Annotated in this window: 14 protein-coding genes; 7 read left to right on the plus strand and 7 right to left on the minus strand. The window is 56.2% G+C overall.

What is annotated here, in order from left to right:
* The first annotated feature begins 40 nt into the window (after window positions 1-40).
* Window positions 41-478, plus strand: coding sequence for a helix-turn-helix domain-containing protein (locus CKO15_RS09830; RefSeq protein WP_207124043.1), 438 nt, complete (start codon window positions 41-43; stop codon window positions 476-478).
* 824 nt (window positions 479-1,302) lie between these two features.
* On the opposite strand, the gene CKO15_RS09835 is transcribed toward CKO15_RS09830, so the two are convergent.
* The gene (locus CKO15_RS09835; protein ID WP_200195659.1) at window positions 1,303-1,644 is read right to left on the minus strand and encodes an H-NS histone family protein; all 342 of its coding nucleotides are present in this window, start codon (window positions 1,642-1,644) and stop codon (window positions 1,303-1,305) included.
* A 903-nt stretch (window positions 1,645-2,547) separates the two neighbouring features.
* Between CKO15_RS09835 and CKO15_RS09840 the strand changes: the two genes are divergently transcribed.
* Window positions 2,548-2,730 (plus strand): hypothetical protein, encoded by a 183-nt coding sequence (locus tag CKO15_RS09840; RefSeq protein ID WP_200195661.1) that lies wholly within the window; start codon window positions 2,548-2,550, stop codon window positions 2,728-2,730.
* A gap of 379 nt (window positions 2,731-3,109) precedes the next feature.
* Here CKO15_RS09840 and CKO15_RS09845 read toward each other — a convergent pair whose 3' ends face one another.
* The gene (locus CKO15_RS09845) at window positions 3,110-4,594 is read right to left on the minus strand and encodes a hypothetical protein (protein WP_200195663.1); all 1,485 of its coding nucleotides are present in this window, start codon (window positions 4,592-4,594) and stop codon (window positions 3,110-3,112) included.
* A 317-nt stretch (window positions 4,595-4,911) separates the two neighbouring features.
* Here CKO15_RS09845 and CKO15_RS09850 point away from each other — a divergent pair, with 317 nt between their 5' ends.
* Together CKO15_RS09850 and CKO15_RS09855 are read left to right on the plus strand one after the other, a co-directional pair.
* Entirely contained in the window at window positions 4,912-5,115 is a 204-nt protein-coding gene (locus tag CKO15_RS09850; RefSeq protein WP_200195665.1) for a 2'-5' RNA ligase family protein, read from the plus strand.
* A 69-nt stretch (window positions 5,116-5,184) separates the two neighbouring features.
* Entirely contained in the window at window positions 5,185-5,622 is a 438-nt protein-coding gene (locus tag CKO15_RS09855) for a hypothetical protein (protein WP_200195667.1), read from the plus strand.
* Between the two features lie 59 nt (window positions 5,623-5,681).
* Here CKO15_RS09855 and CKO15_RS09860 read toward each other — a convergent pair whose 3' ends face one another.
* The gene (locus CKO15_RS09860; RefSeq protein WP_200195669.1) at window positions 5,682-5,831 is read right to left on the minus strand and encodes a hypothetical protein; all 150 of its coding nucleotides are present in this window, start codon (window positions 5,829-5,831) and stop codon (window positions 5,682-5,684) included.
* Between the two features lie 366 nt (window positions 5,832-6,197).
* Between CKO15_RS09860 and CKO15_RS09865 the strand changes: the two genes are divergently transcribed.
* Window positions 6,198-6,611, plus strand: a complete 414-nt coding sequence (locus CKO15_RS09865) for a WGR domain-containing protein (protein WP_200195671.1) — start codon at window positions 6,198-6,200, stop codon at window positions 6,609-6,611.
* Here the strand turns inward: CKO15_RS09865 and CKO15_RS09870 are convergent.
* The 4 genes from CKO15_RS09870 to CKO15_RS09885 form a co-directional block, all read right to left on the minus strand.
* Window positions 6,535-7,053, minus strand: a complete 519-nt coding sequence (locus CKO15_RS09870) for a hypothetical protein (protein ID WP_200195673.1) — start codon at window positions 7,051-7,053, stop codon at window positions 6,535-6,537. The two genes, CKO15_RS09865 and CKO15_RS09870, sit on opposite strands and share 77 nt — an antisense overlap.
* 48 nt (window positions 7,054-7,101) lie before the next feature.
* Entirely contained in the window at window positions 7,102-7,485 is a 384-nt protein-coding gene (locus tag CKO15_RS09875) for a DUF2628 domain-containing protein (protein WP_200195675.1), read from the minus strand.
* Between the two features lie 384 nt (window positions 7,486-7,869).
* On the minus strand, window positions 7,870-8,202 hold the full coding sequence (locus CKO15_RS09880) for a DUF3634 family protein (RefSeq protein ID WP_420842137.1): 333 nt from the start codon (window positions 8,200-8,202) through the stop codon (window positions 7,870-7,872).
* A 250-nt stretch (window positions 8,203-8,452) separates the two neighbouring features.
* Window positions 8,453-8,641 carry a carbon storage regulator gene (locus CKO15_RS09885; RefSeq protein ID WP_200195677.1) on the minus strand — a complete coding sequence of 63 codons (189 nt, stop codon included), beginning with the start codon at window positions 8,639-8,641 and terminating at the stop codon, window positions 8,453-8,455.
* A 1,548-nt stretch (window positions 8,642-10,189) separates the two neighbouring features.
* Here CKO15_RS09885 and CKO15_RS09890 point away from each other — a divergent pair.
* Entirely contained in the window at window positions 10,190-11,620 is a 1,431-nt protein-coding gene (locus tag CKO15_RS09890) for a hypothetical protein (RefSeq protein ID WP_200195678.1), read from the plus strand.
* Window positions 11,621-11,891: 271 nt separating this feature from the next.
* The coding region (locus CKO15_RS09895) for a protein-tyrosine phosphatase family protein (protein WP_476729765.1) at window positions 11,892-12,132 on the plus strand (241 nt) is incomplete at its 3' end.

Below are 12,132 nucleotides of genomic sequence, written 5' to 3' on the forward strand. Positions count from 1 at the left end.
AAGCTGACCATAGGGTGATATTACAACTTTTAGGTGTAAAATGGAAGGTAAGACGGGTGTGGCAAAGTCCGCTGTCTGTGGTGGCTTGCCTGTTAGATTAAAGACTTGGAGGAAATCGCGAGGCCTCACTCAGCACGAGCTGGGTGCACTTATAGGTGCAAAAGGTGGGATGGTTAGCAAGTATGAAGTCGGCTTGCAGTCACCCGGATCGAAGGTGCTGGAGGCACTCGCGCAGCAGGGTGTCGATGTGCATTGGCTCGTCACCGGTGAGCCAGCCCCCGACGCACTCGCACATGCCGGCGTTAGTCCGCGCGCGACAGCGGAGCCGTGGCCGCAGATTGTCGAGTTGGTCGAAGGGATCGCCGATGCGCAGCGGCGCGAGCACGCTAAGCAGCAGCTGCTGCTACGCGCGCAAGAACTGGCTGAGATGGATGTGCTTCACCAGACGCTTTCGGAACTGCGCGGCGATACCGAATAAACGCCGCCAACCGGCGCCGAAGAGCGCCGCCGAGGGGTGGAGTGCTGCTGGAGCGGAGGGCTGTCAAGGAGCCGAAGGGCAGCGCACGGACCGAGCCGATCCCCAACCGGTGCTATGGCTTTGGCATGTGTTGCGCCCCAAGTGCTGAGCTGCCCGAGCGCCCTTGACCAGCCCGCAGCGACCCCACGCTAGCTGGCACCCCGGCGGGCGTTTGCGCCCGCCGGGGCTGCCCAGCGGCGAGCGATCGAAATACAAAACGCATTGCGCTCGGCAAGCGCGCTACGGGTGCTGTCTAGGGCACTGCGCTGTGCCGCGCTTGCCCTAGCGTAATGCACCGCTGCAAGCGTTGCGCGGCAGCCCCGGTGTTATTGATGGGAGCCCCCTTGGGGGCGGACGGGAGGCGGGGCGCGAGCACGCGTAGCGGAGGCCGTCAGGCCGGAGCCGCGGCGCAGCGACCAGCCGGGTGGGCGGGGGGAGAAATAAACTCTGGAGGCGGCGCGCGCAGGTGCGGAGGCCGTCAGGCCGCAGCCCGAGCACGCCGACACCACCTTAGCGCGAAGCGGTGCTTGGCGCTTGCGCCATGGACCGCGGAGCTGGCCAACCCACCGAGCCTGGCGTCAGCCTGGCGAGACCTTTCGGAGCGAGCTGGGCCGCCGTGGCGGCCGAGCGAGCGGAGTATCGACCAAGTGATCGAGCCGTGCGCGAGCATGGTGAGGCATTAGCTTCTAATGTCGTTACGAGCCTCCGCATGGAGCGGAGCCGATTGACCGCCCCGCCCCCGCCATCTTTGGGTCGGCTGACGGGCCAAGGCGGCCGCAGACGGATCAAACCCTCAGGTCATCCAGTGACCCGCCTTCCTCAATCCACTGCTCCACCCATTTGGGCTTCCGACCGACGCCAACCCATCCTTTGGAGGGATCATGGGGGTGGCGATACTTGATGGGGCGCTTTCCCTTGCCGGCGGTGTCTTTCGGTGCCCCGTTGATGATTTCCTCTAGCGGGATGCCATAGCGTTCGGCGACCTGCTTCATCTCCGCCTTTGCCTGCTTCCGTAACTCTCGGTCCCGATTTTTGATCTCCCGGCCAAGAATCTTCTCGGCCTCGTAGATCTCCTCGGTGTTCATGTGGTTCAGAAGATCTGAAAATTGATCAAGGGTTTCGCTCATTTCCAGGAATCCTTTGTTGTTATACCATTACAACATCATCGTAAGAGAAACCCGCGCGAAATCCAACCGTACACTCGAAAATCGATCCGGTGGCGGCTTGGCTTTGGAAAAGTGACCCGCCTAATGGCGGGCCACCCAGGTGATGCGATCGTTGGCACGGCTGGGCGCTACGCCCTGCCCAGCCCGCGGCCAAAACACCGGAACTGAAACCGCCCAGAGTGACTGCCCGCCGGTAACGTGCTGGCGCATGGCAATATTGCAACCGCAGTAAAAGCCCCAGGCCCCGGCAAACTCAACCGCTGCGGCCCGATCGCTGAAGGCAGCGACCACTACGGCGCCACTGAACGCATGCCGTGATGACCGCACGCGCCAGCGACAGACGCCAACGGACATTGCTGAACCCACCACATAGCGCCACCAGACAGCGACTAATGGGATGCCGTTATAGCCTAACCCTGGGAACACAAGCTTTTTGGTTTTTGCCTTACGCATGGCGCACTCCTTTGGTGGTTGGCGGCTATGCCCCAAGAAGGGGCAAGCCCAAAAAGATGAGAAACGGGTTGCCCCACAGCAGTGGCAGCTTGGCGGTTGCAAGGCTCGCTCGCGACCGCAGGCTTGGCCTTGCAACCGCCAAGCGCCACTGCTACTCAATTCCCGTTCGAATCTTTTTGAGGCTTGCCCTCGCCGGGGCTGTGCCAGCCAACAGCTGAGTGAGCGGCATGGCGAATCACAGATAGTGTTCCGGGGTTGGCTTGCGGCGCCTCTAGTCGCGTGGTCAGCGGCGGTGTGGCGGCTGCGGCGTCGAGCGCTTTTCGTGGGGCGTCGCGCAATTGTGATGAGCGGCGTTGATGAGTCGTCGCGTGAGTGTGGGTACGGTCGAAGAGCGATGGATGCCGTATTTCTATGGCCGCGTTGTCCCGGGCCAGCGCAGTGCCGCGGACGCTGACGCTTGGCCGTTTTGTGGCCGGGCGTTCAGCGGCCGAGGCGCAAGCGGAGCTATGGGGGCACGGCTTGGGGGCATCGAGGGGCAGCCACAGAGCCGGCGCCCTGCTGCCGGGCCGTTGTGTGGCCGGGCAGCAGGCGTGACGGCGAGGTGGCGGGGGAAGGAACGGTCGGAGGGGATGGATGCGGCGTGGCTGAGGTTGCGTTGTCACGGGCCAGCGCAGTGCCACGGACGCTGACGCTTGGCCGTTTTGTGGCCGAGCTGGCAGCGGCCAAGGCGCAAGCGGAGCTATGGGGGCACGGCTTGGGGGCATCGAGGCGGCAGCCGCAGAGCCGGCGCCCTGCTGCCGGGCCGTTGTGTGGCCGGGCAGCAGGCGTGACGGCGAGGTGGCGTGGGAAGGAACGGTCGGAGGGGATGGATGTAAGCAATTAAACTATGGAACACAGCCTACCACGTATCCTCACCCGATGGGGCGTCGGGTCATCGGCTCGTTGTGAATTCCAGATTTGTAACATGGCAATTTTAGATCAATGTCCCGTCATCAGGGTTTACTTGGTATGGACCAAGTTCTAGTGGTGCACTGGTTAAATCATCACTTCGATCGGCGACATCCACCTTGCCGACTATGTTCAAATCGTCACGCTCATCTATGATTCTGTCAAGAGCCTCCTCCTCATTGGGGGTTCCCCAGTAATTATTTGAGTTTTTAATAAGATGCTCGTAGTCAAAAAAGCCACTTAACTCCAGGAAAACATCATCTCCCAAAAAATTGTTATCATGGATTTCTGAGTGTGATGGAGCGAAGGGTGTTGAGCGATGCGAGATCTCTGCCTCGGACAAAAAGGTATTTTCTTGGATCAATACATTATCGTCACTGTTGCTGACAACCAAGCGGACATTGTCGATAATGTTGCCCTTGAGCATTATGTCATCGTTACTGTCTATCCTCGGGTTGTTTCCATGTAGAGAGATGAAGGAATTTTCAACATTTATCTGGCCTTCGTTGTCCGACCACTTATATAAAGAAAATACTTGGATATCAGCGTAAGAAGCTTCGAAGTGACTACCAGATTTGTGCTCTAACCAAACATCATCTATCCAAGTTAGATCCTCCTCTGTCCCTGTTACTGTTAACTTTCCAAACAGTTCGAGCCTTTTATCGTTTCCGTCTAGCCGAGACCCTGGCTCAAACACCAATTCAGCATCATCATCTAACTGAACATCATCAGTCAATCTTAATACTTCGCCTTCGCCAAAAACATAGTCATCCTCAACGATGCCACTCAGTTCGGTGATCTCTTTGGCTTCCTCTGGTTCATCGATGATTCGTTTTTCTTGTAAGAGTTTTTGGGTATCATCAAACAGGCCTCGAAGGGCTGCATCTGGGAATTCTAAGGCCGCTGCATTTTCTAGTTCAGGGCGAAGGTTGCCGCGCTCCATCAAATCAGCCTCGGAAACGTTTTCTCCAAGGGCGACCACATACCATTCTTTTGGTTCTTCTGGGATATTATCTAGCTCGTACTCTTCGCCGTGTCTTTCGGCAATTTCGGCGCCCACCTTAATTCTGTTTTCATTAACTAATTCTTTCAGTTGGTCGCCGCTTTTCAGATCTTCTGCACTAAGGTCTTTGTCTCTTATTTTTTCTTCCAAGGCTTTAGCGTAAGATTCTCGAAAATCAATGTGTGTCGGATCCTCGTTGAGCCCCTGGTTACCCTCCCGTGCCTCTTCCAACATCTGTAAAAGCAACTGATCGGGATCGACGTCGCCGCTTTGGAGACGGTCCAGCCAATGATCAACGCGGGATGTTCCCCGGTGCATTGCCTCATCCAAATCAAGATTTGCCTCTTCGACCTTTTCAAAGTCTAACTCACCCCTTGCGGCATAGGCGACTTTGACTAGCTTGCGGAAGTCGCCCTCATGCCCGAGGTTGCGAGGGATGAACCCACCCACTCCAAAATCATAGTCTAGAAAGGCGTCGTTGATGAGTTCGAATTCACTTCTAGACATATTCTTTCTCCTTTTGAATCAATGTTTTTTCTATTCGAGGTTCGCGCATCTTGTGGAGTAGCCGTGGCACCTTTTTGCCTTTACCTTTCATTTAAGTAGTGAAGGTTGGGTTTGAGGCGACCAGCTCTTGGTTTAAACCCTCCGGAAAACCTGTTATATGAGCAAGCGCCCGCTTAGATTAGACCTGAAGACAGGTGCTTAAAGATTTGTGGTGGCAACACAGTAAACGATGATTGCTCTCTCCCTGCTGCAGCCGCACGCTACCGCGGCCATGGGACCATAAAGGCATCTACTTTTCAATCAGCGCTGCTGATTATTTGGTAACTGGTAGCTTTTATTCCGAGGCACGGCCGTTTTATCCCCACGTCACTGTCGCGCGTAAACTGAAGGCGCTGCCGGACCTCGGTCCCATCGAGCCAATTCGCTGGGAGGTCGAGCGCTTCTGCTTGGTCGCCTCTCTCGCGACTCCGGTTGGCGTGCAGTACAAGGTGGTACGCTGCTATCGTGCCGGTACGGCGTGATAGGCTGCATGAGTACGGTCGGTCGGCGCGTGACCGGCAAGCGGCACCTTCTCACGACAGGAGGCAGCAATGGATTTTCTCATCTACGCCGTCATCGGTGCGGCGGTTCTTGTGGTGGTGGGCTTCGTCATCGGCTTCGTGATCGGCTTTCGTCGAAGCGTCGCCGCCCAGCGCTCACCCAACGCCGGCGCCCCGTCTGCTGCTGTGTCCCGAGCGGCCGCGACACCTTCTCACCGCCACGGCACGGCAGTGAATCATCGCCAAGATCAGAACCAGCGGGGCGGTGCAGCCGGCGTCTTGACCACGGCCGCGGCCGCTGGTGCAGCGGCGTACGTCGGTGCGTCGTTGGCGAATAGCGGCGATGGCGATGGCACCGATGCTGACAGCGAGTCGATCGAGGCAGAGGGCGACGTGTGGGATGAACGGGTCGTCGATGCTGGGGAGGATTTGGAACCGCCCGAAGACGACTTCTTCGATGCGGGCGACGACCTCGATATCGATATCTAGCGCGAGACATCGCTAAGCGAGCGCGCTACCCTGAGAGGCAAGGCAGCGCGCCTAGCAGCCTACTCCTCCGAAACCTCGATGGCGCTTTCCAGACGCCAAGCGAGGATGTTGAGCATCGCAGCGAGCCGTGGCTGATCTGCGAGTCCTTCGGCGACGTAGAGGATGCTGAGGATAGTCTCCTGGATGAGATCTCGTTGCGCGGCTTCCATTGCCTTCTCCTTCGGTTGCGGCTCCATCCGTACACGCATCGGCATAGTCGGCTATACGCCGAACCAGCGCAAGCGGAAATTCATTCCCCCGCGCACGATGCCTTTTTGACAGAGTGCTACCGACTACCCTTCCACCAAGTTCCGCCGTGTTCCATCTGTGCTTTTTCACCAAAATGTATTTTTTCCCCATACCCCCGCATGCGAGAATTCTTGTCAGAATGGGCATTCTCTCTGCGAGACCAGTACCCATTGCAATAAGCAAGTGATTTAGATATAAGTGGAGACAGAGAGAGAAGGAAAGCTCTTTCAGGCTTTGAGAGCAATCGAGCAGCGGATGCGCGCCACCCACCCAGGGGACAATCCGCCATGCTCAAACAAGCAAGTGAACAACTACCAGCATCTATCGAACTCGAGAAAATCGATCCTGCTCGCAACCAGAATCGGTACTACGTCGTCGCGCTCGAGGCGGACTTTTTTGCTGCAGTTCGTCTAGTTCGGCGCTGGGGTCGTATCGGCAACCGCGGCGGCCAAAGCATGGTCGAGCCGTACGATTGCCTGGATGCGGCGCTCGATGCGGTGCGCAAGCACGTTCTCGGCAAACTGCGGCGGGGCTATCGCATCCGCGCGGCTGCTCCTCTTTTCCTCCAGGAGCCGATAGCCGACGCGATTCCCGATCGAGCGGCGCTGGGTGTTGCCGCCGGACTCACTGCGATTCACGACTGCCATCGCGCTTCGAAAGGAGATGGCGCAGCAGTGCCTGAGCTTCTGCAGGTGGAGTAGTCGTTTGCCGGCTCTGAACGTCAAGGTCGTGCTCGATGATCAGCATCTCCAAGACGGTAAAGACCTCGTTGAGCACCGCCAAGAAATCGATTGCGATCCCGATATCGCAGATCAAATACTGGTCGACGAAGTCCGCATTCTCATGTACAGCTTGCTTCCAGAACCGCAGATCTCCGGCGGCCTCCTCGACCCGTGTCCGTAGCTGCCCGAAGCTCAGAAGGAGTACTCGGTTCGGGTCTAGCACATGCGAGCATGAGGCTTGATCGACTTGATTCTTGTAGCATTCCCCATGCGTAATCAGTGTGCTGAGGTGATCGACCCAATCCGTCGAACCCAGATCTCCGCCCTTTGCCGACCGCTCGATCTCTCTAAAGATGTACGCGCAGCTGTAGACGTAGCTGAGTAGATCTCTGAACAGACCTTGTGCGCTCTCCTTGCTCATGCTGCTCCCTCCTAACGAAAAGGGCGGGTTTCCCCGCCCTCTGTATGCCTAGCTCTTCGCAGCTTGATACTGTGAGATGGCTAGCGCTGGCGAGCCCGATATCTGCTGCGAGACCTCTTTATATCCGATGTACCTCAATCTTCCTGCGTACCACTGGTTGGCCTGAGTGCCCACCCAGATCGCAATCGCTAAGGAGATTGCCCCGAAGATCATGAATACGAGATCGTGATAATAGAACGGTACGATGGTCGCGACGAGGACGCCTTCCAACAGAAGAAGCCCAGCCCCGGCCGCCAAGAGGTACAACAGCGGATACCAAAGTTCTTTGTAGAGCATCCAAAAGATGCCGAAGAAGAACGCCGGCCACGAGAAGCCGTCTTTGACAGCCTCAAGGCCGTGCTCAGGGTGTTCGTGAATTCTGAAATACTTCATGCCATCTCCTTGGTTTGAATGAGCAGCTTCCTGCTGCCCGTTCCTTCTGTGGGATCATCTTAGATCCCGATTGCAGCACAGCAATAGAGACGCTACCCGTGACGGGCGGCGGTTGACTGCACTGATGGGGACTGCTGCCGCTGTTCCGGGGCCACACACAGCAATCCGTGCCGAGCGGGTCGGATAGGCGCAACTAGCAGATTCGGAGGGGTATCGCATACGGTCCCTGTCTATCCTCCGGCCATCCATGACCGGGCAAGTCCTTTTGCAAATCACGGCCGAGACTCATTCCCTGAGTCCCTGCCCTATAGTGTCCTTCCTGGACACCTGCGCGGAGATTACCCCGCTCCGATTGAATCCACAACCCCTGATTCGTCGATTGCGTCAAGCACGCCGTTTGGCAGTGTCACCGCCACCACTCGGCGGCGAATCCCAGACGTTGCGGAATGCTTGGCGGGGGCGCTCCGGGATCTCGCGCGAGAAGCTTAGCTCGACCCCGGCCGCCGTGCGTTCGCCGTATATTTTGCCGCGCTGCAGCTTATGCAGGTACACCACGATCCGGCAGCTTCGGAGGAATTTCTCCGGGGGTGACCCGCGCTTAATCCTGATCTTGCCGTTCTCGATGGCGACGATGAAGACGTAGCGTGCATCCCAGAGCATCCAGGCTACGCCGACCGCCAAGCCAGCCAAGAGCAGCAGAAAGATGGCGATCATCATGCGAAGAATGGCTTAGCAGACGCGTGCGTGTTATCCACAGAAGCTGTGGATAAACCCGTGGATAAGGCCTCGCATGTAGGCGAATGATGCGCCCTGTGCCCAGGTGAATAGTTTTTGACCATCACAACATACCTTTCGGAAAATCAGTGCTCTGGATGTGCTCGCTCAACCGCCTCTAGGCGCCGTCTCTTGCCGCTAGCGCTTACCAGAAGCGCTGTGCAAAAGCAACGGCCGATGCACGAGTCTCGCGCTATGCCGCAGCGCGGCGACGTGGTGTCCGAGCAGGGTCGAGCGTGACCTCGGCGCGACGAACCGGGACCTCGCGGGGGGCAAAGACCACGAATCTGGCTTGGGAGCCCCTGATCTCGTTGACCTTGAGCTGGATACCGCTGGCAAGCGTGATGATCTGGCCGACTTTGCAGGTGATGTCGCTGAGCATGATGCCTCTCCTCCGTGAGCTGTGATGAGCGCCGCCGTTCCGCCGGCGCCCCACTGCGGCCATCCTGGTCCGTAGCGAGCGGGAAGGTACACCGAAATCTCACCCGATGCTACCCCCCTCATTGACGCGAGTTCGCGCGCGCCTCGCTGCTGATCAACTCCTGGGGTGGTAAGTGGTATCCAGGTTCAATTCTAGGTTCAGTTCTAGATTGGGGTGCACCTGATGCACCACCCCCGTGCACGAGATGCACCCGCCCCGCGCACCTGGTGCACCCCAAACATAAGAAATTTTGTTATGATCGATTTGCTACATACAGTGCCCTCTCCCCCCCATGGGCCTTGATGTACGTCAATGCAGAGTCGCATCTGCATTGGCTAAGGCGTGGCGTGGGCAGCACGGGCACTATGCACGGGCTTGGCGGTAGCGTGCCTGGAGGTTGGGGGTGCTGCTGGCCGTGCGACTCAAGATCAATCGGGAGGGCTGGTATCCACTCGGCAAAGACGCTATCCATCATGGCGATGGCAGGTTCCTTTGGTGTGAGTGGTCGACGTCGCTCTTGTGCACGCCGGAACCTGACACTTTTTTAAGCTATATCAACTCTTTATAGTATTTATTTGGCGCCTATGGGGGACTACCTCCCGATTTAGCGCTTTTGTCTTGGCAATGGGGCCGCCTCAGACGAGAAATTAAAATCGGTTGTTTTTTATAGGCAATCGTGACGCGTCAAACCACAAGGGTTCAGAGCGTGCTCAGCCGTGCCTTTAACAAAAAAATGAGGTCATTTGCAACCAATCCCGCGCCAACTCCCATCTGTTGCGATGACTACTTGAAAACTGATCGGTCACAGAGGAAGGCTGTGGCCACATTGAAGGCCCTAATCGCACAACATTATTTTTGAATTTTTAACAGAAAGGTACGCCAAAATGACTACCCCTGAAGATTTAACGTGTTCATTTTGCAAAACCAGAGTGCCCTATGGGGCAGTGGTCTGCACTGGCTGCCAAGCCGAGATAAGCTACGGACCGACATCCAGCGTTTTTTCGATCGCTGGAATTTTAGCAGCCATAGCGGCTTTTGGAGTTTACCTCTTTTTTTATTATTCGATCAAAAACGAGATTGTCCCGAAGGAACTGACTATCCTAGACCAGCTGATAGTTTTAGATGACAACACAATTGGACTTACAAGTTTGTCGGTTGGCGCAGTTGTCGGAATATACACCTTGTACAGATGTGTGAAGAGCGAAATGAACAACGTTCAATTCTATCGTCGTTTTTATAAATAGTTAGATTTGGCCGTCTTGTCAACCGCAGAATTTTCAAGAAAATCTACAATTCTTCGACGACAATTTATCTGGCGCTCTGAAATTGCATGACCTAGACCGATTTCCGCGCTCAAGCCTCGCCACACCAATATGATGACTGCCGCAAGCTCCTGGCGCAGCATCTGGTAAGTGCGCCAGGGCGTACTCGGTCGATTTTGATCCAAACCTCACCAAACACCGCCGCCGTGGCACTCAATCCCATCCTCTCATTTTATAAGGAGGCGCAATGCGCACAACATTATCTTTTTCTGCACTTTTGCTGTGTGTTAACACACTGCTGCTCACCGGTTGCCTTTCGGGTTCCGATAGCTCATCGGAAAACGGATTAGTCAACAACGGGAAAGATGATATACCATCCGAGAGAGGTGGCATAACCATTGATTCCGAAATGGCCCAAAGAATTAAAGATTCACGCCTGGGGCAGGAGTTTCCGGATCGTACGGCCGAGGAACTTTATGCTGCATACATTCTTGCGATGACCTCTACAATTGTATCCGAAGGAAACGATAATCCAGAGGCAAGCAGCAAGGGAGGAGCAAGCAGCCAGGGAGCGGCAGCGAGCAGTGGACGAGATATTGGTGCCGCCGCTTTCGATGATCCGACTTCTATTGAGGAAGTCCTGGCCGATCTCGATGTTGATTCACTCCCCTATTTTTCAAACTCCCAAAACCTACCGGGTGGCGGGGAGAGGAGTGCAAGTGCCCGAGGCCTCGATCAGGTCAGCCAAGTTTCAAACCTCTTTCGCTATGAAGGTGTGACCTCAGCGGCTACCGTTTTTTACGGTGGCTACGGCCAAGAAATTTATGAGCTGCCGCCTATGGCATCTGCCCTTTTCGAGGCGGGGATCGGTGACCATCACAGCAACCCCGGTGAGTGCACGCTCGATAACGCGGATGACTTCGGCTGGAAGTATATGCTCGACCCATCCGGAAGAGATGTTTTACGTCAGGATGGTCCAGGCCCTTACCTGGGCGTTTTTCAACGCACACGCAGTGCCATCATCAACTGCTACGGCTGTGAGAACGGTGATTTTTCGAATATCTCCGACTCAATTGATGACCACGGTGTCATCCGGGGTAACTCCACAACCGTTTCTTTTCATGAGGAAGAGCACATGCTACCATCGGTAACCGGTGACCCAGCGGATATTCAAACGGCTATAAATCACGCCGAGAATGTAGGTGATCAAAACTTCTCGCGCGTGCTTAATGTGCCGGCGCACTATCACCGGCTCGGCGGCGACATAGGGGATCTGCAAACCTATTTCGTTGAACAGTACGAGCTAGAGAGACGTCTAACCAACGGGAATGCGGAAGCATGGGCAACCTTGGAGGGAGAGCAAGTTGTCACTTTCGAGGATAATCGCTTCGAGGCGTGCAACATGGATGCTCGAGTAAACACCATAGAGCCCCTTTTGGTTAAACTAAAAGCGCCACAGGCAGTTACCGAACATGCCCAGCGCATCCCGATCGGTCCGGGTAAAATTCAGTACGATACTCCACACGGAACTTTCTTTGTTCGATACGATGCCAACGCGGCAAAGGAACTTTTGGATGCCGGAGGTAACCCAATCAACTTTCCCTCGGTTGAAGAACCCACCGATTGGCTAGAAGAAGAGTGCGGCGATCTTTTTGATCCCACTATTCCGATTCCTTGAGCCACCCTTCCGGTTGAAATGTTGGGTCTCGATAATTCCTCAGCCTATTTTCACGTCGTGAATCGGCTGGCTGGTGGGCAGCCTCAGGATTAGTTCCACATCAGCCAATCCCATAGGCGCAAATTGAGGCTTTAGAGAGTTGATATAGGCAAAAAAAGATGGCAGGTTCCGGCGTGCACAAGGGTGACATCCACCACTCACACCAAAGGAACCTGCCATCGCCACTAGCAGGAACTGGCGTAGACATCCACCCCTCCCCGCCCACACCACTATGACCACCACTGAACCACTCCGGGTCGATAGCCTCCTCCTACCCAACGGCGGCCGACTCGGTATGACCCTCTGCCCCGGCAAAATCGGCCCCGGTCGCCACCACCCGTGGCAGCGCAAGCTCGACGACGACATCGAAAGCATCGCGCAGTGGGGCGCCTGCCGCGTAGTTACCCTGATGGAGCGCAGCGAGCTCGCCGCCTTCGGTGTCGGTGACCTCGGCTCTCGGATTCAGGAGCGGC

The sequence above is a fragment of the Halorhodospira abdelmalekii genome, assembly GCF_016583625.1.
Lineage (GTDB): Bacteria > Pseudomonadota > Gammaproteobacteria > Nitrococcales > Halorhodospiraceae > Halorhodospira > Halorhodospira abdelmalekii.